The 24,711-nt window shown below is 70.9% G+C and carries 25 protein-coding genes and 1 tRNA gene; 8 read left to right on the top strand and 18 right to left on the bottom strand.

Going from position 1 to position 24,711, the window contains the following annotated elements; translation table 11 throughout:
• Positions 1–79: 79 nt before the first annotated feature.
• Both cobM and cbiE read right to left on the bottom strand, forming a co-directional pair.
• The gene (gene cobM / locus IE226_RS02145; RefSeq protein WP_190079179.1) at positions 80–829 is read right to left on the bottom strand and encodes a precorrin-4 C(11)-methyltransferase; all 750 of its coding nucleotides are present in this window, start codon (positions 827–829) and stop codon (positions 80–82) included.
• Positions 826–2,154 (bottom strand): precorrin-6y C5,15-methyltransferase (decarboxylating) subunit CbiE, encoded by a 1,329-nt coding sequence (gene cbiE / locus IE226_RS02140; protein WP_190079178.1) that lies wholly within the window; start codon positions 2,152–2,154, stop codon positions 826–828. The genes cobM and cbiE overlap by 4 nt, the downstream gene beginning before the upstream one ends.
• Before the next feature lie 275 nt (positions 2,155–2,429).
• Here cbiE and IE226_RS02135 point away from each other — a divergent pair, with 275 nt between their 5' ends.
• Together IE226_RS02135 and IE226_RS02130 are read left to right on the top strand one after the other, a co-directional pair.
• Positions 2,430–3,086 (top strand): maleylpyruvate isomerase N-terminal domain-containing protein, encoded by a 657-nt coding sequence (locus tag IE226_RS02135; protein WP_190079177.1) that lies wholly within the window; start codon positions 2,430–2,432, stop codon positions 3,084–3,086.
• Positions 3,087–3,278: 192 nt separating this feature from the next.
• Positions 3,279–3,989: a polysaccharide lyase family protein gene (locus IE226_RS02130; RefSeq protein ID WP_190079176.1), complete on the top strand. Its 711-nt coding sequence runs from the start codon at positions 3,279–3,281 to the stop codon at positions 3,987–3,989.
• A gap of 31 nt (positions 3,990–4,020) precedes the next feature.
• Here the strand turns inward: IE226_RS02130 and IE226_RS02125 are convergent, their stop codons facing one another.
• The 12 genes from IE226_RS02125 to IE226_RS02070 form a co-directional block, all read right to left on the bottom strand.
• On the bottom strand, positions 4,021–5,733 hold the full coding sequence (locus tag IE226_RS02125; RefSeq protein ID WP_190079175.1) for an ABC-F family ATP-binding cassette domain-containing protein: 1,713 nt from the start codon (positions 5,731–5,733) through the stop codon (positions 4,021–4,023).
• Between the two features lie 60 nt (positions 5,734–5,793).
• Positions 5,794–6,288, bottom strand: coding sequence for a cupin domain-containing protein (locus IE226_RS02120; RefSeq protein WP_229870338.1), 495 nt, complete (start codon positions 6,286–6,288; stop codon positions 5,794–5,796).
• 57 nt (positions 6,289–6,345) lie between these two features.
• Positions 6,346–6,465, bottom strand: a tRNA-OTHER gene (locus tag IE226_RS02115).
• Positions 6,466–6,634: 169 nt separating this feature from the next.
• Positions 6,635–8,005 (bottom strand): outer membrane protein assembly factor BamB family protein, encoded by a 1,371-nt coding sequence (locus IE226_RS02110; RefSeq protein WP_190079174.1) that lies wholly within the window; start codon positions 8,003–8,005, stop codon positions 6,635–6,637.
• Positions 8,002–8,550, bottom strand: coding sequence for a SigE family RNA polymerase sigma factor (locus IE226_RS02105; protein WP_190079173.1), 549 nt, complete (start codon positions 8,548–8,550; stop codon positions 8,002–8,004). Before IE226_RS02105 ends, IE226_RS02110 begins: the two co-directional genes overlap by 4 nt.
• Positions 8,551–8,666: 116 nt before the next feature.
• A complete protein-coding gene (locus IE226_RS02100; RefSeq protein WP_190079172.1) occupies positions 8,667–9,116 on the bottom strand; it encodes a response regulator in 450 nt (149 codons plus the stop codon).
• Positions 9,113–10,654 (bottom strand): sensor histidine kinase, encoded by a 1,542-nt coding sequence (locus tag IE226_RS02095; RefSeq protein WP_190079550.1) that lies wholly within the window; start codon positions 10,652–10,654, stop codon positions 9,113–9,115. The genes IE226_RS02100 and IE226_RS02095 overlap by 4 nt, the downstream gene beginning before the upstream one ends.
• 70 nt (positions 10,655–10,724) lie before the next feature.
• On the bottom strand, positions 10,725–12,044 hold the full coding sequence (locus tag IE226_RS02090) for a PP2C family protein-serine/threonine phosphatase (RefSeq protein ID WP_229870336.1): 1,320 nt from the start codon (positions 12,042–12,044) through the stop codon (positions 10,725–10,727).
• A gap of 259 nt (positions 12,045–12,303) precedes the next feature.
• Positions 12,304–12,873 carry a DinB family protein gene (locus IE226_RS02085; protein ID WP_190079170.1) on the bottom strand — a complete coding sequence of 190 codons (570 nt, stop codon included), beginning with the start codon at positions 12,871–12,873 and terminating at the stop codon, positions 12,304–12,306.
• Positions 12,874–12,944: 71 nt separating this feature from the next.
• Positions 12,945–13,355: a VOC family protein gene (locus IE226_RS02080; protein ID WP_190079169.1), complete on the bottom strand. Its 411-nt coding sequence runs from the start codon at positions 13,353–13,355 to the stop codon at positions 12,945–12,947.
• Positions 13,352–13,645, bottom strand: coding sequence for an ArsR/SmtB family transcription factor (locus tag IE226_RS02075; protein WP_190079168.1), 294 nt, complete (start codon positions 13,643–13,645; stop codon positions 13,352–13,354). Before IE226_RS02075 ends, IE226_RS02080 begins: the two co-directional genes overlap by 4 nt.
• A gap of 57 nt (positions 13,646–13,702) precedes the next feature.
• Positions 13,703–14,512: an IclR family transcriptional regulator gene (locus IE226_RS02070; protein WP_190079167.1), complete on the bottom strand. Its 810-nt coding sequence runs from the start codon at positions 14,510–14,512 to the stop codon at positions 13,703–13,705.
• Positions 14,513–14,616: 104 nt separating this feature from the next.
• On the opposite strand from IE226_RS02070, the gene IE226_RS02065 reads away from it, so the two are divergent.
• The 3 genes from IE226_RS02065 to IE226_RS02055 all read left to right on the top strand — a co-directional run bounded on the left by IE226_RS02065 (position 14,617) and on the right by IE226_RS02055 (position 18,441).
• Positions 14,617–15,591 carry a 5-dehydro-4-deoxyglucarate dehydratase gene (locus IE226_RS02065; protein ID WP_268251268.1) on the top strand — a complete coding sequence of 325 codons (975 nt, stop codon included), beginning with the start codon at positions 14,617–14,619 and terminating at the stop codon, positions 15,589–15,591.
• A gap of 109 nt (positions 15,592–15,700) precedes the next feature.
• Complete coding sequence (locus IE226_RS02060; protein ID WP_190079165.1) at positions 15,701–17,038, top strand: gluconate:H+ symporter; 1,338 nt, start codon at positions 15,701–15,703, stop codon at positions 17,036–17,038.
• Positions 17,039–17,109: 71 nt separating this feature from the next.
• On the top strand, positions 17,110–18,441 hold the full coding sequence (locus IE226_RS02055; protein ID WP_190079164.1) for an enolase C-terminal domain-like protein: 1,332 nt from the start codon (positions 17,110–17,112) through the stop codon (positions 18,439–18,441).
• Positions 18,442–18,448: 7 nt separating this feature from the next.
• Here the strand turns inward: IE226_RS02055 and IE226_RS02050 are convergent, their stop codons facing one another.
• On the bottom strand, positions 18,449–19,354 hold the full coding sequence (locus tag IE226_RS02050) for a TetR/AcrR family transcriptional regulator (protein WP_190079163.1): 906 nt from the start codon (positions 19,352–19,354) through the stop codon (positions 18,449–18,451).
• Positions 19,355–19,470: 116 nt separating this feature from the next.
• On the opposite strand from IE226_RS02050, the gene IE226_RS02045 reads away from it, so the two are divergent.
• Complete coding sequence (locus IE226_RS02045; RefSeq protein ID WP_190079162.1) at positions 19,471–21,042, top strand: MFS transporter; 1,572 nt, start codon at positions 19,471–19,473, stop codon at positions 21,040–21,042.
• Positions 21,043–21,059: 17 nt separating this feature from the next.
• Here IE226_RS02045 and IE226_RS02040 read toward each other — a convergent pair whose 3' ends face one another.
• A complete protein-coding gene (locus IE226_RS02040; RefSeq protein ID WP_190079161.1) occupies positions 21,060–21,662 on the bottom strand; it encodes a TetR/AcrR family transcriptional regulator in 603 nt (200 codons plus the stop codon).
• A 74-nt stretch (positions 21,663–21,736) separates the two neighbouring features.
• Between IE226_RS02040 and IE226_RS02035 the strand changes: the two genes are divergently transcribed.
• Positions 21,737–22,564, top strand: coding sequence for a class I SAM-dependent methyltransferase (locus IE226_RS02035; protein WP_190079160.1), 828 nt, complete (start codon positions 21,737–21,739; stop codon positions 22,562–22,564).
• A 2-nt stretch (positions 22,565–22,566) separates the two neighbouring features.
• On the opposite strand, the gene IE226_RS02030 is transcribed toward IE226_RS02035, so the two are convergent.
• The gene (locus tag IE226_RS02030; protein WP_190079159.1) at positions 22,567–22,776 is read right to left on the bottom strand and encodes a 4-oxalocrotonate tautomerase family protein; all 210 of its coding nucleotides are present in this window, start codon (positions 22,774–22,776) and stop codon (positions 22,567–22,569) included.
• Between the two features lie 72 nt (positions 22,777–22,848).
• A complete protein-coding gene (locus IE226_RS02025) occupies positions 22,849–23,616 on the bottom strand; it encodes an SDR family oxidoreductase (RefSeq protein ID WP_190079158.1) in 768 nt (255 codons plus the stop codon).
• A 78-nt stretch (positions 23,617–23,694) separates the two neighbouring features.
• On the opposite strand from IE226_RS02025, the gene IE226_RS02020 reads away from it, so the two are divergent.
• Entirely contained in the window at positions 23,695–24,549 is an 855-nt protein-coding gene (locus tag IE226_RS02020; RefSeq protein WP_190079157.1) for a helix-turn-helix transcriptional regulator, read from the top strand.
• Positions 24,550–24,711 lie beyond the last annotated feature (162 nt).

Raw genomic sequence — 24,711 nt, 5'->3', positions numbered from 1 at the left:
CAAGGGCTTGGGCGGGGCCCCGATGTGGGTCGTGATCGGGCTCCTCGTCCCGGGACTGCAGCGCCCGACGCGACCGCTCTCAGCAGACGTGCCGGTCGCGTTCGGGTGAGTAGAGGTGGCTGTCGCGGAACTGTTCGGCGCCCAGAGTGCGGCCGACCATGATGACGGCGGTACGGATCACGCCCGCCGCCTTCACCTGGGCCGCGATCTCGTCGAGAGGGCCGCGCAGGATGAGTTCGTCCGGGCGGGAGGCCAGGGCCACGACGGCGGTCGGGCAGTCGGCACCGTAGTGCGGCAGGAGCTCCTCGACCACGCGGTCCACATACTTGGCGGCGAGGTGAAGCACGATCAGGGCGCCGCTGCGTCCCAGCGTGGCCAGGTCCTCACCCTCGGGCATCGCGGTGGCCCGGTTGGCGATCCGGGTGAGGATGACGGTCTGGCCGACGGTCGGTACGGTCAGCTCCCGCTTGAGCGACGCCGCGGCGGCGGCGAACGCGGGCACACCCGGCACCACCTCGTAGGGCACACCCGCCTCGTCCAGGCGCCGCATCTGCTCGTTGACGGCGCTGAAGACGGACGGGTCGCCCGAGTGCAGGCGGGCCACGTCGTGACCCTGCTCGTGGGCGGTGACGAGTTCGGCGGTGATCTGGTCGATGTCGAGCTGCGCGGTGTCGATCAGGCGGGCGTCCCCGGGGCACTCGGCGAGCAGTTCACGGGGGACCAGGCTGCCCGCGTACAGGCACACCCCGCACGCGGCGAGCGTGCGCGCGCCGCGCACCGTGATCAGGTCGGCCGCGCCGGGGCCCGCGCCGATGAAGTACACGGTCATTGGTTGTCTCCTGAGGGTTCTGCCGAGGGTTTTGCGGGGACTTCCGCCGAGCGTTCCGCGGCGGGGGACGTCGGGGGTTTGCGTACGGACCACTGGGTGACCGGCATCGCCTGGCGCCAGCCGGTGAACCCGCCCACGGGCACGGCGTGCGCGACGGCGAGGCGGACCAGATCACCGCCGTGCCTGCGGTAGCGCTCGGTCAGCAGCGCTTCGGACTCCAGGGTGACCGTGTTGGCGACCAGGCGGCCACCGGCGGGCAGCGCCTCCCAGCAGGCGTCGAGCAGGCCGGGCACGGTAAGCCCGCCGCCGATGAACACGGCGTCGGGCGTGGGAAGTTCGGCCAGGCTGTCGGGTGCCCGGCCGGTGATCACACGCAGGGCGGGCACGCCGAGGTGTGCGGCGTTGCGTTCGATGCGCTGTGCCCGCACCGGATCGCGCTCCACGGTGATCGCCCGGCAGGAGGGGTGGGTGCGCATCCACTCGATCGCCACGGACCCCGAGCCGCCGCCGATGTCCCACAGGAGCTCGCCGGGGGCCGGCGCGAGCACGCCGAGGGTGGCGGCGCGGATGTGGCGCTTGGTGAGCTGGCCGTCGGTTTCGTACGCCGCGTCGGGCAGGCCGGGAACGGCGCCGAGGCGCAGGGCATCGGGTTCACGCCGGCATTCGATCGCGATGACGTTCAGGGGGTCGCCCGGCGGGTGCGCCCAAGTGTCCGCGGTTCCTTCGGCACAGGCCTCGTCCTCGCCGCCGAGCTGCTCGAGGACACGAAGTGCGCTCGGCCCGAAGCCCCGCTCCCGCAGCAGCGCGGCGACCACGGCGGGTGTGTCGGCGTCCGCGCTGAGCACAAGGAGCCGGCGCCCGTCGTGCAGAGCCGCGGCGAGGCGGGCCGCGGGCCGGCCGACCAGGGTGACGACCTCGGTGTCCTCCAGCGGCCAGCCGATGCGGGCGCAAGCATACGAAACGGACGACGGGTGGGGCAGGATCCGCAGCCCGTCGGAGCCGAGCACTTCGGTGAGCGCCCGGCCGATGCCGTAGAACATCGGGTCCCCGCTGGCCAGGACGGCGATCCTGCTCCCCGCGTGCTCGGCGAGCAGAGCAGGCACTGCGGGCCGCAACGGCGAGGGCCACGGCACACGCCGCCCCGCGCACTGCGGCGGCAGCAGGTCCAGCTGGCGCTGCCCGCCGATCAGAACCTGCGCCTCGCCGAGTGCCGCGCGCGCCGCGTCGGTCAGTCCGGCCCACCCGTCGGCCCCGATGCCCACCACGCTTACCGCAGGAGGGAACACTGCAGGCGGGAGGGGGTGTGCGGCGGGTGCGGGGGTCACGGACGGTACCTCGGTGTTCGGGGGGCTGACGCACCCGAACTCTACTGTCCGGCTGCTTGCGGACACCGGCCAGGTGGCCCCTCCGGCCGATTGACGGAGCGGGTAGTGCCGGGCGGCTGCGGTCCGGCCGGTCGTGCCGACACCGACAGGTTCGAGCGTGCCGACCGAGCTGAGGAGTGCGGCGGCGTCCGGCGCCGGTGAGTCAGCAGCGGCAGGGCCCGGCCGCTGCCCTCATCCGCTTGTCCGGCTTTGCTGCACCGCACTACCTTTGCGGCGTGGATCTCTTCTTACGCTCATGGACAGCGCTGCGCGAGGCCGTCGCCGAACTGCCGGACGAGGACTTCGGGCGGCCCTCCGGCTGTACCGGCTGGCTCGTGCGGGACCTGGCCTGCCATCTGATCGTCGATGCCCAGGATGTCCTGATCACCCTCGTGACCCCCGCCGACACGGAGCCGACCCGCGACGCCCTGACCTACTGGGACGTCACCGCGACGCCGCCGACCGGTGAGGACCCGCTGGACGCGCTGACCGTCCGGCTGGCTGCCGCCTACGGCGAGCCCTGGCTGCTCAAGTTCCACCTCGACGACGTCGGATCGGCCGCAGGGCGCGCCGCCCGGCTCGCGGACCCCGGAGCCCGGGTGAGCACCCGCGACGAGGTCCTCACCGCGGGCGACTTCCTCATGACGTACGTCATGGAATGGACCCTGCACCACCTCGACCTGATCGCCCACCTCCCGCATGTGGCCGGGCCGCCCGCGGAGGGGCTCGCCCGCAGCCGCGGGATGCTGGAGGACATCGCCGGGGCCGCGTTCCCCAAGTCGTTCTCCGACACGGACGCGCTGCTGATCGGCACCGGCCGACGGGCTCCGACCGACGCGGAGCAGACCGAACTCGGCGCGCTGGCCGCGGAGCTCCCCTTCGTCCTCAACTGATCCCCGCCCGGCAGGGCGGGTCCGCGCCTTTCAGCCCGGTTGCCGCAGATACCGCTTTCTGTACGGCGTGCCCAACTGATGCTTCTCCATTGAGTGTTCACCCATGTCCATGCTAGAAACCGTTTACTCTCCACCTGGCGCACAGATGGTCTACGGCACGCGGCCCCGTCCCCCCACTCGCAAGGAGCCCCCATGCGCAAGCGAACCGGCACGCTCACGGCTGCCGTCTCTTCACTGGTCCTGCTCACCGCGGCACCCGCCGACGCCTCCGTCATCTGGGACGGGGACGCCTCCGGCGGCACCGGGGTGTTCTCCTCCACGCTCTGCGACAGCCCCGGCAGCGTCACCGTCCAGGACAACGGCGACGGCCGCGGCCAGGTCTTCAAGTTCAACAAGCCGCTGGGCCTGGAGCGTTGCGAGGCCCACGGGATCAGCGTCGGCGGCTCGCGGTACACGTTCAAGAACAACTCGACGTACTGGATCGGCTGGGACACCTCCACCAACACCCCGGACGCGGGCACGATCTTCCAGTGGAAGTCGTACGGCACCAATGACCAGCACCAGCAGAACTACCCGGTACTGATGAAGGTCGAGGGCGGCGCGCTCAAGCTGTTCCACATCGAGGCCGGCGAGAAGTGGACCCTGAAGTGGTCCACCCCCGTCACGACCAGCACGTACAAGCGCATCGTGCTCGGAATCCACACCTCGTCCGACGCCTCCACCGGGTGGGTGTCGGCCTTCTACAACGGCACCAAGGTCGCCGAGTTCTCCGGCCGCACCTGGGACGACCTGGGCAATGACACCCGCTTCGGCTCCTACGGCTCCGAGGTCGAGGACAAGCGGGTCATCAACTGGATCGACGGGCTCAAGGTCGGCACGACGTACGGGGACGTGGACAACTAGCCGGACCGGGGAACTGGCCGGGCCGGGACGACTACGCCGGCCGGGTCAGCCGTCCGTCGACCAGCTCCAGCAGGCTGTCGCGATGGCGTTCGCGCAGTGCCCGGTCGTGGGTGACCATGACGACCGGGCCCGTGAACTGCTGCACCGCGTCCTGCAGTTGCTCGACCAGGTCCAGACTGAGGTGGTTGGTCGGCTCGTCGAGCAGCAGCAGGTCCGGGCGCCGCGAGAACAGCAGCGCCAGTTCGAGCCGCCGCAGTTGCCCCACCGAGAGACGGTTCACCGGGACGTCGAAGTCCGCGCTCGCGAACAGGCCGAAGCGGGTCAGCTCGCGCGCCGCGTCGTCCACGTAGGCCGCGCGGTGTGCGGCGAAGGTCTCCAGGACGCCGCGCCGCTCCCCGGAGAAGTCACTCTCCTGGGGCAAGTAACCGATGCGCAGATCCGGTTGGCGTGTAACCGCTCCCGCGTCGGGGGCCCGGAGGCCGGCCAGTGCGGACAGGAGCGTGGACTTGCCCGAGCCGTTCGGCCCGGTGATCACATGCCGCGAACCGGGGGCGAGCTCAAGGTCCACGCCCCGCAGCACGTCACCCACGGCCAGGCCCGAGGCCCGCAGCAGCACCCCGTCGCCGGGCCGTTCCGCACCCTCGCCCGCCGGATCACCCTCAGGCGCCCGGAAAGCCAGCGGCTGGGGCGGGCGCCGCACCTCCTCGTCGAGCAGCCGCCCCAGTTGCTGCCTGGCGGCACGGGTCGCGCGGGCGGCGGCAGCCTGGGCGCCGCCTCCGGCGAGGTCGTAGGACAGTTTGTCGCTGTCCCGCCTCCCGCCGAAGACACGGCCGGACCTGGCCGCTCTGTCAAGACGCCGCCGGGCCTCCACGAGCTCCTGGCGCCAGTCGCGGTACTGCTGCCACCAGTGCGCTCGCGCCGCGGCGCGCTCGTCGAGGTAGTCGCGGTAGCCGCCGCCGTAGCGCACCGTGGTGCCGCGGGACCCGTCCAGGTCGACGATGGCGGTGACGGCCTTGTCGAGGAGCACACGATCGTGCGAGGCGATGAGGCACGGCCCTTGGTACCGGGCCAGCCACGGGACCAGCCAGTCCACCGCGCGGTCGTCGAGATGGTTCGTCGGCTCGTCGAGCAGCAACCCGGCGGGCTCGGTGAGGACCAAAGCGGCGAGCGCGAGGCGGGACCGCTCGCCGCCCGAGAGCGCCGCGGTGGGCCGAAGCCGGTCCAGGCCCCCCAGACCGAAAACATCGAGGACCTCGCCGACGCGGGCGTGGAGCTCCCAGCCGCCGCGCCGGGCGAACTCGTCCTGGAGCCTGCCGTACTCACCGAGCACCTCGCTCAGATCTTCCGCGCCGGATGACATCAACTCCTCGGCGGCGCGCATGCGTTCGGCCATCTCACCGAACTCGGCGGTCGCCCGCGCCAGTACGGTCTCGATGGTCGCACCGGCCGGAAAGCCCGGCTCCTGGGGCAGGAAGCCCACCTGACCCGCGACCGCCCGTACGACCTGCCCCCGCTGCACCGGCAGTTCACCGGCGATCGCGCGCAGCAGGGTCGACTTGCCCCGCCCGTTCTCGCCGATCAGACCGACCCGCTCGCCCCGTGACACCTTCAGCGAGACGTCACGCAGCACGAGGCGGTCCCCGAGCACGCAGTGCACGTTCTCGGCGAGGAGGTGTGCGGAGCGGTGGTCACCGGTGAGGACGTTCTGCGCGCCCCCGGTACGACCCGCATTCGTGTCAGACATCGTGGGGGGCTCCTGTCGTACGCCTGGACGCGGGCTGGTCGTGCTGGAAAGGCGGTGGCCTCAGTCGGTCAGGGGTGTGCCGCAGCGGGCGCAGTAGCGGGCATCCCGTTCGGCGGCGAGACTGCCGCACTCCGCGCAGACGCGATCGAGCAGGCAGACCGGCTCCCCGCCGTCTGAGCCGCCGAGCGGCCCGCTGCCGGGGAGCGGGTGTCGGCGGTGCGCGGTCGTGTAGACCAGCCCCTCATCCCCCTCATCCCCCGCGTCCACGCAGCGGCTGATGCCCGCGGGAAGCCAGGCGAGGGCGCCGGGCGTGAGCCGCCAGGTCGCGTCCGGGGTGCGGAGTGCACCGGTGCCGGTCAGCACGGTGAGCAGGACGCCGAACTCCTGCTCCGTGTGCTCGCCGGTGCTCGCGCCCGGAGCAAGGCGGATGACGTCGGCGTCCAGGTCCCTCGTACGGTCGCCGAGCGTCCACAGGACGCTGACCTGCCCTCGCCCGACGGCTGCGGTCTGTTCCGGTCCGACGAACACCGGAGCGGCGGGGGCGGGGGCGTTCATGGGAACTCCAGTCGGTGCGGACGGGCGGCGGCGTACGGCTCTCGTGCCGGTCGGCTGCGGCGCCGGCGGGATTCGAACCCGCGGACAGGGAAGGGCAAGGCCCGCCCGGATCCCGTCAGTCGGCGTGCGAGGGGCTTCCCGCACGCCGATCGCAATGGGCCGCTCTGCCACGGCACCGCAACCTGCGGGACCGCGCGATCCCGCTCCGGTGAGGATAAGGACAGCGCCCGGCGGGTGCGAGTTCATTATTGCCGCGGGCCGCAGGTCGCGGGCCGCTGGGAGGCTCGGCCCCGGCACACGGAGTCGGGCCGGGACGGCAGGTCCGCCCCGGCCCGCGAAACCCGGGTCAGCCGCCGGTGGGCGGCAGAAGGGAGACCATCTTGCTTCCCTTCAGGGCGACCAGCACATCCTTGTAGAGCAGGAGTTGGGGCGCCTCTGCCCGGCCGGGGCCTGGCCTACCGATGTCGACGCGCGTGTGCCAGACCTTCTCGCCCGTGCGCAGATCCAGACCCGACAGCTCTCCGGCCGGGTTGAGGAAGTACACGACCCCCTGCCTCTCCGACACCACGGGAGAGGCGATGCCCGTAAACGATTCCTCGCGGGGCATCTTGATGCCCACGGGGGCGGTCCACAGGGTCTTTCCCGTGGTCAGGGAGTGGGCCGAGGCCTTGCCCTGCCATGTCACGGAGATCAGACGGTCGCCGACGACAGCGTTTTTGGCCACCGTCCCCGGCTTGCCGGCCTCCTTCCCCGGCATCCGGTAGGTGTGCGAGGTCTGCGCTCCCGAGCCGTTGACGGTGGTCAGCCGCAGGTTCTTGTCCGATGGCTCCCTCTGCCCCGCCAGGACCAGCCGGTCCCCCGTGTTCCCGGTCAGCTGATGCCTGCCGGGCAGGGTGGTGACCTTCTCGGCGGCTCCGGTGGCGGGACTGAGCCGGAAGACGTCGGTGTCGTGCGGCTTCTCCGTGTCCCGCGTGCACACGAGATGGGGCACCCCGCTGAGCACCGCGCGTTCGCACACGATGCCCTTCTTCCAGGTGTAGTGCCACTTCTCTTCGCCGGTGAGCGGGTCGAGGGCCGACATCGTGCGCAGCGACGGGGTGTTCGCGAAGACCGCGCCGTTGATGGGCATGGCGGCCTGGTCGGTGCGGTCGTCCTGCGGCATCTTCTTCTTCCACAGCGCGTCACCGGTGCCGGCGTCCACCGCCATCAGGTCGGTACCGCCCATGTAGTCGCCGTTCGGCTGCTTCTTCGCGGTGTGGTTGCGGTAGGCATAGACAACTCCGTCCCGCACGGCGAAGGGGTGGTCGATCCCGTCGCCCTCGCCGTTGACCTTGACGGCCCACAGCCGTTCGCCGGTGTTGGCGTCGAACTTCGCCGCGTCGTACTTGGTCCCGGCGCAGTACAGCGCGGAGCCGTCCACCAGGCAGCCCCGCTCGCCGGCGCCCGGCGCGTCCTTCTGCCACGCCTTCCAGCCCTCGGGCGACGCCGCGGGACGCACGGGCCGCTCCTGCCCGGCCCCCTCACCGCCCCCGAATCCGAGGACCGCCCCCACCGTGATCGCCGCTACCGCCACGGCCGCCCCCGCGGCCTGCGAGAAACGGCGCCGGCCGCGCCGCCGCACCACCTGCTCGGCCAGATCTCCCGGCGCCCGCACCCGGTCAAGGGCGACCGCGTGCAGTGTCTCGCGGACCTTCTCCTCCACGTGCTCCGTCGTCATCCCTGCATCTCCTTCGGCGAGTAGCTGAGCGGCTGCGCCTGTCCCCGTGGCCTCTCGGGCCCGAGTTCGGGGACGAGGTCCCGGAGCTTGGCGAGCGAGCGGTGCGCGGTACTGCGCACCGTGCCGATCGGGCATCTCAGCAGCGCCGCGACCTCCGCCTCGGGCAGGTCCTCGAAATAACGCAGCACGACAACGGCCCGCTGCCGCTTCGTGAGACGACCGAGCGCCGCCCACAGCGCGATCCTCAGCTCGGAGTCCGAGTCGGCGCCCTCATGTGCGGACTCGGGCAGTACGGGCACCGTCGTCTCGGCGCGATGCCGGCGCAGCCGCCAGCGGTTGACCTGCTGGCGGTACATGATCTGGCGGACGTACGCCTCGGGCTGCTCGATGCGCGCCCAGCGTCCGTAGGCCTTCATCAGCGCGATCTGCAGCAGATCCTCCGCCGCATGCCGGTCCCCGCCGGTCAGCAGGACCGCGAGCCGCAGCAGCGCGGTGGAGCGCATGGCTACGAACTCGCGGAACTCGTCGTGATTTGAGGCCTCCATCGACCCTCCCCTTCTTGGCAACCATCACGACGCGATGGGCCGCCTCCTGCTATCCGCAGGCGGGCGAAATTGTGTGTTCACACCAAGAAGGGGCGCAGGGTGCGGAGTATCCGGGCTCAGCTCTGGCGGCGCGGCAGGCGTACCACCTGGACGAAGAAGTCGTCGATCTGGCGTACCGCCGCGATGAACTGGTCGAGGTCGACCGGCTTGGTGACGTACGCGTTCGCGTGCAGTTTGTAGCTGCGCAGGATGTCCTCCTCCGCCGCCGACGTGGTCAGCACGACCACCGGGATGTCCTGCAGGTCCGGGTCCGACTTGACCTTCTCCAGGACCTGGCGGCCGTCGTACTTGGGGAGGTTGAGGTCGAGCAGGATGAGGTCGGGGCGCGGCACCCCTTCGTACTCACCCCGCCGGTAGAGGAAGTCGAGGGCCTCCTCGCCGTCCCGGACGACGTGCAGATTGTTCCGGATCTTGTTGTCCTCGAACGCCTCGCGCGTCATCAGCTCGTCGCCCGGGTCGTCCTCGACCAGGAGTACGTCGACGGGCGCGGCAGAAGGGGTGGTCATGTCAGGGCCTCTTCCTCGGTACGGGATTCGGTGTCCTCCGCGGGGCCGGCGTCGGAGGGCAGGGTGAAGCAGATACGGGTGCCGCCGGTGTGGCGGCTGTCGATCCAGATGTGGCCGCCGTGGTGCTCGACGATCTTCTTGCACAGGGCGAGGCCGATGCCGGTGCCGCCGTAGACATCGCGGCCGTGCAGCCGCTGGAAGATGACGAAGACCTTCTCGGCGAACTCCTCGGGGATGCCGATGCCGTTGTCGGTGACGCTGAGGTTCCAGTTGCCCGAACTCTCGTCCTCCTCGCAGGTGATGCGGATCAGCGGGGGGCGTTCGGGGTGGTGGAACTTGACGGCGTTGCCGACGAGATTCTGCCAGAGCATCGTCAGGAGGGTCGGGTCGCCGACGATCTCGGGCAGGTGCCGGGGCCGTTCGACGATCGCGTCGGTGTCCCGGACGGATGTCTCCAGATTGGCCAGCGCCTTGGTGAGGGCCTGGTCGAGGTCGACGGGCACCTGTGCGTCGTTGAGCCGCCCGACACGGGAGAAGGTGAGCAGGTCGTTGATGAGGATCTGCATGCGCTTGGCGCCGTCGACCGCGAAGTCGATGTACTGCTTGCCGCGGTCGTCGAGGGTGTTCCCGTACCGCTTCTCGAGGAGCTGGCAGAAGGAGGCGACCTTGCGCAGGGGCTCCTGGAGGTCGTGGGAGGCGACGTAGGCGAACTGCTCGAGTTCGGCGTTGGAGCGCCGCAGTTCCACGGCCTGGGCGTCCAGCTCGTCCGCCTGCTGGGTCAGCTCGTCCCGCTGGCGGCGCGAGGCCTCCAGTTCCTCCACTATCTGCTGGCGCATGTCTTCCACGTCTCTGGCCACCGCTTGGAGGTCCGCGGGGCCGTCGACCGTGATGACGTGGTCGAAGTCGCCGCGCGCCACCTGCCGCGAGGAGACGCGCAGCGCGTCCAGGGGGCGGGCCACCAGCCTGCGCACCAGGAGCGCCAGGGCGACGCCGGTCACCAGGAAGACTCCCACCATGGACCCGAGGACCACCGTGCGTACCGTACGGGAGCTGTCCAGCTCTTCCTTGCCGTCCTCGACGGCGGTGGTCAGGTCGGCGTTCTGCGCGGCCCACACCGTGCGGATCTGGTCGAAGACCTCCTTGCCGCGCTCGGCGTCCGTCTCGGTGACGGCGCGCGGCTCACCGGGCGTGACCTCGGAGATGAGCGGTTCGGCGTACGCGCGCCGCCAGTCGGCCGCCTCCCGCTGGACCGCCTCCAGGTCGGCCAGCAGCTGGGGCCGGTCCCCGATGAGCTCGCGCAGCCGGGCGGCGGCCCGGGTCTCGTCCTTCTTGCCCTTGGTGTAGGGGTCCAGGAACTGGCGGTCGGCGGTGATGGCGTAGCCCCGGACGCCGGTCTCCTGATTCACCAGGGCGGCCTGGAGGCGGTATGTCTGTGTCTGGGCGGGCAGGAGGCGGTCGGTCAGCTCGTCGGTCACGTCCGCGGTCTGGCCGAGCAGGCGGGCGCCGACCACGGCGCCCGCCACCACCAGAAGCACCATCAGGGCAAGCACCAGCTGGATCCAGCCCTGCACCGTCAGCCGGCCGCCGACCCGTGCGCTGCTCGGCGTCTCAACCACGGCGCTGTTCTCCGATGCTGATCCGGCGGCCGTTGTCGACCGCGGTGCTCGCCTGTCCGCCCTGTGCCACTGCCTCGTCCTCGTTCCTGTGCGCGTCTCCGGGGTCTCCGGGGTCTCCGTGCCAGTGCAAGTGCACCACGGCCACGTCGTCGGCCAGACCGCCCTGCTCCTCGGCGAGGTTCTCCGCCCGCTGGATCAGCGTGTCGACGAATGCCGCCGGCCGCAGCGCGCCCAACTCGCGCGCCAGGTCCAGCAACCCCTGTTCGCCGAGACGCTCGCGGCCTTGGCCGACATGTCCTTCGAAGAGGCCGTCGGTGAAGAGCACCAGTGCCGAGCCCGCCGGCAGGGGCACCTCCTCGACCGGCCAGAGCCGCACGTCGGGCGCGACGCCCAGGGCAGGGCCGCCCGCGACCTCCACCCATTCGACTCCGCCGCCCGCGGTGCGCAGCAGGATTCCGGGGTGGCCTGCGCGCGTCAGCCGCGCGTGCCGGGCCCCCGCCGGGACGGAGAGACTCGTCAGAGTGGCGAAGACGTACGGCTTCACTCGCTCCGCGAGCATGATCTCTTCGAGCCTGCCCACCTGTTCGGAGCCGGTGACTCCGCTGAGCACCAGTGTGCGCCAGGCGATGCGCAGGGCCACGCCGAGGGCCGCCTCGTCGGGTCCGTGCCCGGAGACGTCTCCTATGAGCGCGTGCACGGTGCCGTCCCTGCTCTGGACGATGTCGTAGAAGTCGCCGCCCAGCAGGGCCTGGGCGCGGCCGGGCCGGTAGCGGGCCACGACATCCACGCCCGCGCTGTTCAGCAGCGGTACGGGCAGCAGTCCCCGCTCGAGGCGGGCGTTCTCCTGTGCCTGCATCTGGCTGGCCTGCAGGGCGACGGCAGCCTGTTCGGCCTGCTTGCGCTGGATCGCGTAGCGCACCGCGCGGCCGAAGAGCTCCGGTTCGACGCGGCCCTTGACGAGGTAGTCCTGGGCGCCGGCGGCCACGGCGGCGGAGCCGGTCTCCTCCTCGGCGAGGCCGGTGAGCACGACGACCGCGACCCGGTCGGCGAGGGAGCGGACCATGGACACGGCTTCCAGTCCGTGGGCGTCCGGCAGATGCAGGTCGAGGAGTACGCAGTCCGGCACCGCCAAGGTCAGTGCCTCACGCGCCTCGGCCATGGAACGCACCCACTGCAGACGCATGTCCAAGGCGCTGTCGGCGACGAGCTCCTCCACCAGGAGCGCGTCGCCGGGGTCGTCCTCGATCAGCAACACGGACGGCTGCACCAACTGCCGGGCGGCTGCGGTGTCGCCCTCGGCAACCGCACGCACGCCGGAAGTCCATGGCTGTGACGCCACCGCTCTGTTCCCGCCTTCCCCACCCGGTAAATCCGCCTGGCCGTTCGGTCCTTGCCGAAGGACGGCCCTCACGGCGAGTCTGCCCGCGGCAGCCGTACGACGGCCTCCGGATCTTCGCACAATGCGCACATAGCTGGTAGCGAACCTATCGCGGGGTGCGAGCCGGAACGGCGTTCACCGCAAGACTGCAATGGCTTTCAGCGGCGGAAGTGAGGTCTCTCACTTCCGTTTGTTACTGGCCCACTCTGCCGTCGATGCACTCGCGCAGCAGGTCGGCCTGTCCGCAGTGCCGGGCGTACTCCTCGATCCGGTGCACCAACAGCTCGCGTACGGCGAATCCGTCCTTCCCCAGCCGCTCCCCCGGGTCCTGGTGCCGGGCCAGTGCGGCGTCCGTCGCGGCCTGCTCACGGGCCAGATCGGCGTAGGCGGCGTCGACCACGGCCTGCTCGCCGACGGCTCCGTCGAAGTCGGCGTCGCGCTTGCCGTACAGCTTCGGCAGCGGCTCGCCGTCGCTGATCCAGTTGCGCCAGTCCCGCTCCACCTCGGCGAGGTGGCGGAGCAGGCCAAGGAGCGACATGGTCGACGGCGGGACCGAGCGGCGGGCCAGTTGTCCGGCGTCCAGGCCCTCGCACTTCATGCGCAGGGTGAGGCGGTAGTTGGTGAGGAAGTCCTGGAGCGTCGCCAGTTCTCCGTCCGGGCTGACCCCGTCGCTGTTGCGGGGGTCGTCGTCCGGGTCGGCCCACATGTCGGGGTAGGTGGTCGCCTGGCTCCATCGATCGGGTTGGTCACTCATGCGCGCCATGGTCGCCCCCGGGCTTCCGGGGCGCTACCGACTTTCCGCCGCCGCGCCGGGCACGCGCGGCTCGCGACCGATCAGCTCGTGTGCTCGCCCTGCTTCATGTGCTCGATCTGGATGAGGTTGCCGCAGGTGTCGTCAAGGACCGCGGTGGTGACCGGGCCCATCTCCAGGGGCTCCTGGGTGAAGAACACTCCGAGCCCGCGCAGCCGCTCGAACTCGGCCCGCACGTCGCTCACGGCGAAGGCGGTGGCCGGGATGCCGTCCTCGACCAGCGCCGTCTTGTACGGCTGGACCGCGGGGTGGCCGGAGGGTTCGAGAAGCAGTTCGGGGCCGTCGGGGTCTTCCGGGGAGACGACGGTCAGCCATCGGTCCCCGCCCTCGCCCATCGAGATGTCGTGCTTCTTCACGAAGCCGAGCACGTCCGTGTAGAACCGTGCGGCTTTCTCCTGGTCGTCGACGAAGACGCTGGTCAGGTGGATCCTCATGGGGTGCTCTCCGGTGCGTCGGGCCTGAGCCATCGGGTCGCGATGAGCTCAAGGGGTTCGGTGTCGAGGTCGTGGAACTTGCAGCGGCCCTCGCGCCGCGAATGGACCAGGCCGGCGGATTCCAGTACGGCCAGGTGCTGGCTGATCGCCTGGCGTGACAGCCCCAGGCCGTGCTTGTTCATCAGCCTCGCGCATATCTCGAACAGGGTCTGGCCGTCCCGTTCCACCAGCTCGTCAAGGATGTGCCGACGGGTGGGATCGGCCAGTGCCTTGAAAACATCTTCCGCCATGCCTCCCACCATAGGCAAGTCGCGACTTACCTATCAAGCGGGGATCCGCCGGAGCGGTCAGCGCCAGTCGGGAGCGCCCGAAACAGGCGACAGAAGTCTTTCGATCTTTGTCTGGATCTCTCGCATCACGGACACGACGCGGCTCTGGTGTGCGTCGGCGAGCCGGGCCACGGGCACCGAGCAGCTGATGGCGTCGACCGCCGGCTCGTCGTAGCGCAGGGCGAAGCCGAAGCCCGCGATGCCGGCCACCGTCTCCTCGCGGTCGATGGCGTAACCGCGCTCCCGCACCCTTTCGAGGTCGGCGAGCAGGGCGGTGCGGTCGGTGTGCGTGCTCTCCGTGAGCGCCGCCAACTGGCCTTCCGGGAGCGGGAGTTCAGCGTCCGGACGCTCGGCGAGCAGTGCCTTGCCGAGGGCTCCGGCGTGCGCGGGGACGCGGCGGCCGACCCGGCTGATGGTGCGCAGGTATTCGTGGGACTCGCGGGTCGCGAGGTACACGACGTGCGGGCCGTCGAGTCGCGCCAGGTGGATCGTCTCGCCCAGAGCGTCCGAGGCTTCGTCGAGGTAGGGACGGATGGCGCGCACCCGTTCATCGCTGTCGAGGTAGCTCGCGCCGGTGAGCAGGGTGCGGATCCCGATGCCGTAGAGGGAGCCGGTGGTGTCGGTGCGCACCCAGCCGCAGTCGACCAGCGTCTGCAGCAGTTGGTACATGCTGCTGCGCGGTACGCCCAGCTCCGTGGCGAGTTCGTCCAGGCGGGCAGGCCGGTCGGCGCGCTCGGCGAGCAGTTCGAGGAGCGCCACGGTGCGCAGCGCCGACTTCACCCCGCGGACGCCCGGGCCGGCCCCGCGGTCCGTTCTGCTCTCCGCCATGCGCCCATCGTAGATCGGCGGTGCCTGCCCATTGACCCCGATCGTTCATGACTCTAGCCTCCATTCTCATACGTGGACGCCATCTGCATATAGAGATGAGATTCGTGAACACGCACAGCCAGCACAAGCTCAGTACGAGTCCCGAGGACGTCGCCCGGCGGTTGCGGGAGGGCATGGCACGCGGCGTGCTGTCCTTCCCGCTGACGAGCATGTCCGCCGACGGCGGCCTGGATGTGGAGTCCTATCGCTCCTACCTGGCCGCCCAGTTGGACACCCGGCCCGGCGCGGTCTTCCCCGCATGCGGAACCGGCGAGTTCTTCTCGCTCGACGAGGAGGAGTACCGCGCGGTCATCAGGGCCACCGTCGAGGTCGCCGACGGCCGTCTGCCGGTGGTGGCAGGCACCGGATACGGCTGGGCCCAGTCCCTGCGATTCGCCCGGATCGCGGAGGAGGAGGGCGCCGACGCCCTCCTCGTGATGCCCCACTACCTGGTCGAGGCCTCACAGGACGGCCTGGTGGCGCAGCTGCGGCACATCTCCGAGGGGACCGGGCTACCCCTCATCGCCTACCAGCGCGGCCAGGTCACCTTCGACGCCGGGGCGCTGCGCAGGATCGCGGAGATACCCACCGTCATCGGCCTCAAGGACGGGCACAGCGACCTCGACCGGCTGCAGCGCCTCACCCTCGCCGCCCCCGACGGATTCCTCTTCTTCAACGGCGCCGCCACCGCGGAGATCCAGGCCCGCGCCTACGCCACGGTCGGCGTCCCGGCCTACTCCTCCGCCGTCCACGCCTTCGCCCCCGAGATCGCCGACGCCTTCTTCACCGCGCTCCGGGAGCAGGACGACACGGCGGTGGACCGGCTGCTGCGGGAGTTCTACGTCCCGCTGGTCGAGCTGCGCGACCGCGCTCCGGGATACGCCGTCTCGCTGGTCAAGGCCGCCGCCCGGCTGCGCGGCCTGCCGGTCGGCCCGGTGCGCGCGCCCCTCACCGATCCCGGTCCGGACGACCTCGCCGATCTGGAGGCGGTCCTGAACGCGGGTCTTGAGCTGGTCTCGGCCGCGCGGCACAGGGCGTGATCCGCCGCGTCTCCCGCCCCCACAGCACCTCCCCGCACCCCCTCCCCATAACCCCTCCCCACACCGCCGTCCGCACGCGACTTGATCCACAGTTCAAAGGGGAACTGAAATGCCGCTCGTCGTAGTCGGGGTCAGCGTCTTGATCCTGCTGTTCCTCATGACCCGGTTGAAACTGAACGGTTTCGCCGCCCTCCTGTTCGTCGCGGTCGGCGTCGCGCTGGTGCAGGGCATCCCGGTGGCCACGATCCCGGACGTCCTTTCCGAGGGCATCGGCGGCCAGATCGGCGACACGATGCTGGTCATCGGGCTCGGCGCCATGGTCGGCCGAGTCATGGGGGACTCCGGTGCCGCACAGCGCATCGCCAACAAGATGCTCGACGCGTTCGGGCCGCGATGGGTCCAAGTGGCCATGGTGGTCACGTCGATGCTCATCGGCGTCACCATGTTCTACGAGGTCGCCTTCATCATCATCGTGCCCATCGCGTTCACGCTGGTACGCGTCACCGGGGCGAAGCTGCTGTGGATCGGCCTGCCGATGTCCATCACGCTCTCCACGATGCACAGCTTCCTGCCGCCGCACCCCGGCCCCACCGCCGTGGCCGCGACGTTCGACGCCTCCGTCGGACTGACCCTGGTCTACGGCCTGTTCATCGCGATACCCGCCGGCGCGCTGATCGCCCTCGTGTGGCCGCGGCTGCCGTTCATCAGGGCGATGGACCCCTCCATCCCCAAGGGCCTGGTGAGCGAGCGCGAGTTCACCGACGAGGAGATGCCGGGCCTCGGCTGGGCGCTGACCGTGGCGCTCTTCCCCGTCGTACTGATCGCCGGTGCCTCGGTCACCGAGATGGCCGTCTCCGGCGAGAGCCCCTTCCTGCACTTCGTCACCTTCATCGGCTCGGCGCCCATCGCGCTGCTCCTGACCCTCCTCCTGTCCATCTGGGCGTTCGGCCCGCGCATCGGCCGCAGCCTGACCGAGGTCAGCGCTTCCTGTGCGTCGGCCGCCCAGGCCATGGCCATGATCCTGCTGGTGATCGGAGCGGGCGGCGCCTTCAAGAACGTCCTGGTCGAAGGGGGCATCTCCGACCACATCAAGGACACCACCCACGGCTGGGCCATCTCGCCGCTCATCCTCGCCTGGCTCATCGCGGTCATCCTGCGCATCGCCCTCGGCTCCGCGACCGTCGCCGTCGTCACCGCCTCCGGCGTGGTCCTGCCGCTCCTGGCGGGCAGCGGCGTGCACCCCGAGATGCTCGTGCTCGCCGTCTCCTGCGGATCGATCGCGTTCTCGCACGTCAACGACCCCGGATTCTGGCTGTTCAAGGAGTACTTCAACCTCTCCGTCATCGAGGCGATCAAGGTGCGTACCACCTATACGACGGTGCTCGCGATCCTGGGCCTCGGCGGCGTCCTCGCGGTGGAGTGGGCCCTGGACGTCCTCAGCCTCTGAAGCCCCTGAAGCCCCTGCCCCGCCCCGCCACCGTTTCCCCCGCATCTCCCTACCCCGAGGAATCTCTGATCATGAACAGGCAGCCGACCGTCACCGCCTTCAGCGTCTACCCGGTCGCCGGCCGGGACTGCATGGAGCTGAACCTCTCCGGCGCGCACGGCCCCTACTTCACCCGCAACATCGTGGTCCTTACGGACTCGGAGGGCCGTACGGGCCTGGGCGAGGTGCCGGGCGGCGAGAAGATCACCCAGACCCTGCGCGACGCCGAGCCGCTGGTCGTCGGCGCCCGCACCGGTGACTACAAGCGCGTGCTGCGCGAGATGGGCGACCGTTTCGCCGATCGTGACGCCGGCGGCCGGGGCGCCCAGACCTTCGACCTGCGCACCGCGGTGCACGCCGTCACCGCCGTCGAGTCCGCGCTGCTCGACCTCCTGGGCCAGCACCTGGAGGTGCCCGTCGCGGCGCTGCTCGGTGACGGGCAGCAGCGCGACTCCGTACGCGTCCTCGGCTACCTCTTCTACGTCGGCGACCCCGACCGCACCGATCTCGAGTACGTCCGCGAACCCGAGTCCCCCGTCGACTGGCACCGCATCCGGCACGAGCAGGCCCTGACCCCCGAGGCGATCGTCCGGCAGGCCGAAGCCGCTTTTGACCGCTACGGGTTCCGTGACTTCAAGCTCAAGGGCGGTGTCCTGGAGGGCGCGCAGGAGGTCGCGGCCGTACGAGCGCTGAAGGACCGCTTCCCGCAGGCCCGTATCACCCTCGACCCCAACGGCGCCTGGTCCCTGCGCGAGGCGATCGAGCTGTGCGCGCCGCTGACCGACACACTCGCCTACGCCGAGGACCCCTGCGGCGCCGAGAACGGCTACTCGGGCCGCGAGGTCCTCGCCGAATTCCGCCGGGCCACGGGCCTGCCCACCGCCACCAACATGGTCGCCACCGACTGGCGGCAGATGACCCACGCCCTGGCGCTGCAATCGGTCTCCATCCCCCTCGCCGACCCGCACTTCTGGACCATGCAGGGTTCCGTACGCGTGGCGCAGCTGTGCAACGCGATGGGTCTCACCTGGGGATGCCACTCCAACAATCACTTCGACGTCTCCCTGGCCATGGTCACCCACTGCGGAGCCGCGGCGCCGGGCGAGTACAACGCCCTGGACACGCACTGGATATGGCAGGAGGGCCTGGAGCGCCTCACCACCGCGCCGCCGCGCATCGTCGACGGCGAGATCGCCGTACCCGAGGCCCCCGGTCTGGGCATCGAGCTCGACATGGACCGCCTTCTTGCCGCGCACGAGCTCTACCGGCGCAAGGCACTGGGCGCACGCGACGACGCCACCGGCATGCGCTATCTCATCCCTGACTGGCAGTTCGACAACAAGCGTCCCTGCCTGGTCCGTTGACGGTACGTCACGCGCGTTTTTCGATGAGGGCCTCGACCCCGTCCAGGAACCGTTCGAGGCCGAACTCGAAGAGCGTGCCGAGCTCCAGGTCGAACTCCTCGTCGCCGAAGAGGGTGGAGAGGACCGGATAGGCCCCGGCGGTCTGGATGGCGTCCAGACGCGGCTCGTTGGACGCCATCCACTCCTCGGGCGTCATGCCGGTGTCCTGCCGCGCCCGGGACTCCAGCTCGATGGCCAGGGCGACGCCCTGGGCATACCCGAGAACCGCCAGATGGACATGGATCATCTGATACGGCGTGAGCCCCAGACCGTGCAGAGCCGAAAGGACCCGCTCCGTGTAGCGCATCGCGTGGGGCGAGGCCATCGGCCGGGTCAGTCCGGCCATGGCCCGCCCCAGCCAGGGGTGGCGCTCGTACAGGCACCACAACCACCGCGCCTCCCGCTCCAGTCGGCCTCGCCACCCGCGCGGCCGGCGCCCCGGCGGCTCCTCGCTGAAGACCGCCTCCGACATCAGCCGTACGAGTTCGCCCTTGCTCGGCACATGCCGGTACAGGGCCATGGTGGAAGTGCCGAATTCGGCCGCGAGGCGCCGCATGGACAGTGCCGCGAGACCCTCCTCGTCCGCGAACGCGATCGCGGTGCGGATGACGCGCTCACGGGTCAGGCCGCGGCCGGGGGCCACGCGCCGTTCCCGTGCCGGCTCGGCGACCACCGTGCCGACACCGGGCACGGCGCGCACCAGACCCTCCTGGTTCAGCGCGGCGAGCGCCTTCGTCGCGGTGGCCATCGCGACGCCCCACTCGCGGGTGATGCGCCGGGTGGAGGGCACCGGGTCGCCGGGCGCGAGATCGCCGGAGTCGATCCTGCGGCGGATGTCCCCGGCGATACGGAGATAGGGCGCCTCGTCAGTCATGACGACAGCGTACTAGTGCACTGATTTCCCAAAGCCGCAGTTCGAGTCGGCCGGTTGCCGAGGTGCACTAGGTCTCTGTTTGCGGCGTACGCGCCGCACCCATTTGTGTACCGGGCATGGACAACACACCCGGCCCCCGCGCGGGCCGCAAGGAATGGACCGCACTCTGCGTCCTGATGCTGCCGCTGATGCTGGTCTCGATGGACATCTCGGTCCTCTACTTCGCCATCCCCTACGTCAGCCAGGACCTCGGGCCGAGCGCCACGCAGCAGCTGTGGATCCTCGACATGTACGGCTTCGTCCTGGCCGGCCTGCTCATCACGATGGGCGCTCTAGGCGACCGCGTGGGCCGGCGCACGCTGCTGCTCGTGGGCGCCGCGGTCTTCGGTGCGGCCTCGATCGCCGCCGCGTACGCGCACTCGGCCGAACTGCTCATCGCCGTACGGGCGTTGCTGGGACTCGGCGGCGCGGCCCTGATGCCCTCGACACTCGCCCTGATCCGCAACCTCTTCCTCGACGAGAAGCAGCGCGGCAAGGCCGTGACCGTGTGGACGGCCGTCATGACCGCGGGCGTTTCCCTCGGCCCGGTGGTCAGCGGACTGCTCCTTGAACACTTCTGGTGGGGTTCGGTCTTCCTGATCAATCTGCCCGCGATGGCGCTGCTGCTCGTGCTGGTCCCTTTCCTGGTGCCGGACTTCAGGACTCCGCAGCAGGGCCGTTTCGACCTGCTGAGCGCGGCGCTCTCCCTCGCCGCCCTGCTCCCGGTCATCTACGGCATCAAGGAACTGGCCCAGCACGGCTACGAACCCCTGCCGGCGCTCGGCATCACCTCGGGACTGGTGCTCGGCTACGCCTTCGTGCGCCGTCAGAAGCGGTCGGCGCACCCGATGATCGACCTCGGACTGCTGGGCCGACGCGCCTTCGGCGGCCCTCTCTTCGCCAATCTGCTCGCCATGTTCGCCACCGTGGGCATGGCCGTCTTCCTCACGCAGTACCTGCAGTCCGTCCTCGGCAAGAGCCCCTTCGAGGCCGCCCTGTGGAGTCTGGTGCCGGGAGCGAGCCTGATCGTCATGGCGCCGACCGCGGGGATGCTCGCCCAGCGCGTGGACCGGGCGTATGTCATGGGCGGAGGATTCCTGCTCTCCGCCCTCGGCTTCCTCTGGCTGACCCGGGTGCACACCGACTCGGCCCTGTGGATCACGCTGACCGCCGGTGCGATCTACGCGGGGGGTCTGATCGCCGCCATGACACTCGCCAACGAACTCGCCATCGGAGCCGCGCCGCCCGAGCGCGCGGGCTCGGCCGCGGCCGTCCTGGAGTCGGGCCAGGAACTGGGCGGCGCCCTCGGCATGGCGATCCTCGGCTCCATCGGCGCGGCGGTCTACGGCCGCGACATGGCCGACGCCGTTCCGGCAGGTGTTCCGCACGCCGACGCGGTACGCGAGACCCTGGGCGGCGCGACGACGGTGGCCGCGCAGCTCCCCGCCGGTACGGCGGACACCGTGATGGTCGCCGCGCGGGAGGCCTTCACCCACGGGATGGGCTTCGCCGCGCTGGGCGCGGCGATCGTCATAGCCGCAGCGGGCCTCTTCTCCGTCGTCATGCTGCGAGGGGCCGGAAGGGCCGCGCCCCCGGCCGCGTCGCAGCCCGCTCCCGCTCCCGTCCCCGCGGAGGCGGAGGCGGCGTAGGCGGCGGTCAGGGGCCTCTAGGCCGGCCGTCGTTGCACGGCGTCGGCGATGACCGCCGCGACGAGTTTGTGGACGGCCGCCCTGGTCGGCGGGCCGGGGTCGCGGTCCGCGAACAGGAGGTGCCCGCCGCCGACCAGGGAGAGGGTGAGTGAGTCGATGTCGGCGTCGGCCGCGATGCGGCCCCGTGCACGCTCCCCGGCCAGATAAGCGGAGATCGCGGTCGTGGCCCGGGCGAGGATCTCGATGCCGCCTCCGGGCCTGGCCTGCCGCAGCCGTGCGCGCAGCTCGTCCCGGAAGGTTATGAGCGGGATGATCGCCACCGGGATCGGCCCGAACAGGGCGACAAGGCCGCCGGTGAGGTTGTCGGCCACGGTGCCGGTGCCCACCGACTCACGCAGCGCACTCGCCTGCGTCTCCATCTGCGCGGCCCGGTCGAGCACGAGGTCGGCCAGGAAGGCGTCGAAGTCGGGGAAGTGCCGGTGCAGGACGCCTTTCGCGCAGCCCGCCTCGTCGGTGACGGCCCGGCTGGTCAGGCCGTTCGGTCCGTCCCGCAGCAGCACGCGTTCGGCGGCGTCGAACAGTTGCTGCCGCGCGTCGCGAAGGTGCACCCCGGTCGGCATTGAAGTCGTCCTCTCGTGCGGCGGCCCGTCGGCACCCGTTGCCGAGTGGGCATGCGCCCATTTAAAGTGGGCGCATGCCCACATTACCGCGAGAGCAACCGGAACCGTCCCCCGCGCGATCGCATGAGGCCCGGCGTATGGCCGAGTCCTTCGGCGCGGACGCCCGCCTCTACGACCAGGCCCGTCCCGGCTATCCCGACGCGTTGGTGGCGCGGATCGTCGCCGGGAGCCCCGGACCCGACGTGCTCGACGTCGGCTGCGGCACCGGCATCGCGGCCCGCCGGTTCCGGGCAGCCGGCTGCACCGTGCTCGGCGTCGAACCCGACGCGCGGATGGCCGACTTCGCGCGGGCCGGCGGCCTGCGGGTCGAGGTGGCGACCTTCGAAGCCTGGCAGCCGGCGGGCCGGACCTTCGACACGGTCATCGCCGCCCAGTCGTGGCACTGGGTGGACCCGGCCGCCGGGGCCGCGAAGGCGGCACAGGTGCTGCGACCGGGAGGACGTCTCGCGATCTTCGGGCATGTGTACGAGCCGCCGCCCGAGGTCGCCGAACCGTTCGCCGCCGCCTTCCGCCGGGCGGCGCCCGACTCCCCGCTCAGCGGCCAGCCGGCCCGGCGTCCGCTCGCCCTGTACCAGGCGGCGTACGCGAAATTCGCCGACCAGATCCGGGAGACCGGGCGGTTCGACGCCCCCGAACAGTGGCGATTCGACTGGGAGCAGTCCTACACGCGCGACCAGTGGCTGGACCTGCTGCCCACCACCGGCGGCCTCACCCGGCTCCGTCCCGACCAGCTGGCCGAGGTCCTGGACGCCGTCGGGAGCGCCGTCGACGCGCTGGGGGGACGCTTCACGATGAACTACACCACCCTGGCCGCGACCGCCGTACGCACCGCCGCCTCCTGAGTTCAGGCCTCGCCCTCAAGCATGGCGGCGGTCAGGACATGACCGGCGACGCCCCAACCGCCGTCGGCCACCTCGTCGACGAGCACGACCGTGGTGGCGCGCGCCCGCTCGCCGTAGATCTCGGCGTACAGGTCGGTGGTGCGGTCGACGATCTTCTTCTTGTCCTCGGCGGTGACGGTGCCCGCGGGCACCTTGAAGTTGGCGAAAGGCATGACTGTCTCCTCAGGAATCGAATTCGTTACGGCAAAAGGCGCCGGTGTGCGGCACGGCGCTCGGCCCCGCCGTCACACCATGCCTCCGTTGGCCCGCAGGACTTGGCCGTTCACCCAGCGCCCCGCAGGGCCGGCGAGGAAGGCGACCACCCCGGCGATGTCTTCCGGGGTGCCGAGCCGCTCCAGGGGCGGGGTCTTGGCGAGCTGGTCGATCTGCTCGGGCGTCTTGCCCTCGAGGAACAGGTCCGTGGCCGTGGGCCCGGGGGCGACGGCGTTCACGGTGATGTCCCGTCCGCGCAGCTCGCGGGCGAGGATCAGCGTGAGGGATTCGACGGCGGCCTTGCTCGCCGCGTAGGCGCCGTAAGCGGGGAACCGGGTGCCGACCACGGAGGTCGAGAACCCGACGAAAGAGCCGCCCGCGCGCAGTCGCCGGGCGGCCTGCTGGGCGACGACGAAGGTGCCGCGGATGTTGGTGCGGTGCACGGCGTCGAGCACCGCCAGGTCGAGGTCGGCGATCGGGGACAGCGCGAGTCGGCCGGCGCAGTTCACCACGACGTCCACGCCGCCGAATTCCTGCTCCGCGCGGTCGAACAGCGCGGCGACCGCGTGCTCGTCGGCCACGTCCGCCTGTACGGAGATCGCCGACCCGCCGGTGGCGGCGATCTCCGCCACCGTCTTCTCGGCGGCGGCCGCGTCGCGGGCGTAGTTCACCACCACGGCGAAGCCGTCCCGGGCGAGCTGAAGGGAGACCGCCCGGCCGATGCCGCGTGATCCGCCGGTGACGACGGCGACGCGCACGGCGGAGGCAGGGGGTGTGGTCGGGGGTTGGTGCGTAGTCATGTCCTCCACGATGCGCGGCACCGGCCGGCGCAACCAGGGGATGTCATCCCCTGGGTCGGCGGCCCGGCCGGACGCAGAATGAACGGCATGGGTTCCGCGAAATACACCGAGCTGGGGGCTTTCCTGCGCTCGCGGCGTGCACGCATCCGCCCCTCCGACGTGGGTCTCCCCCACGGGCCTCGGCGCCGGGTGCCCGGGCTGCGCCGCGACGAGGTGGCCCAGCTCGCCGGCGCGTCGGTGGACTACTACAACGAACTCGAACGCGGCGCCGGCTCGCAGCCCTCCGAGCAGATGATCGCCGCGCTGGCCAGGGCCCTGCGCCTGACCGCCGACGAGCGTGACTACCTCTACCGCCTGGCCGACCGCCCGGTGCCCGCGCGCGGCGGGCCCGCCTCGCACGTCCATCCGGGGATGCTCGACCTGCTCGGCCGGCTGACGTCGACACCCGCGCAGGTCATCACGGACCTGCACGTCACCCTCGTACAGAACCCCCTGGCGGTGGCGCTGCTCGGGGACCAGTCGGGTTTCCGGGGCGCGCGGGCCAGCTTCGTCCACCGGTGGTTCACCGACCCCGAGGCCCGGCTGCTGTATCCCGAGGCCGACCACGAGGGCCAATCCCGCGCCTTCGTCGCCGACCTGCGCGCAGCCGCCGCCAGACGAGACGCCAAGGACACCGAGGCCGCCTCACTGATCGGCTCGCTGCTCGACGCCTCCGCCGAGTTCACCGCGCTGTGGGCCGACCACGACGTGGCCTTCCGGCGCGACGACCGCAAGCGCCTCAACCACCCCGCACTGGGCCTGGTCGAGGTCAACTGCCTCAACCTGTTCAGCGAGGACGGCCGGCAGCGGCTGCTCTGGTTCACTCCCGCAGTAGGCACCGACAGCGCGGGGCTTTTCGACCTGCTCGCCGTGCTCGGCACCCAGGAAGTGTGACCCGGACCGCACTTTCAACAAATTGTTTACTGTATCGCGCCTGGTCAGTACGGTGATCACCAGACCTGTCCGCGGTTCACCCGACCCGGCTCCGTAGAATCCCGGGGGAGTACGCGGACGCCCCGACCCAGGGCCGCCGATGCTGCCGCGCCCCCTGCCGAC

The sequence above is a fragment of the Streptomyces longisporoflavus genome, from assembly GCF_014649775.1.
GTDB classification, from domain to species: domain Bacteria; phylum Actinomycetota; class Actinomycetes; order Streptomycetales; family Streptomycetaceae; genus Streptomyces; species Streptomyces longisporoflavus.
The sequence above is the reverse complement of the archived record's forward strand: the minus strand, read 5'-3'. Positions and strand labels throughout refer to the sequence as shown.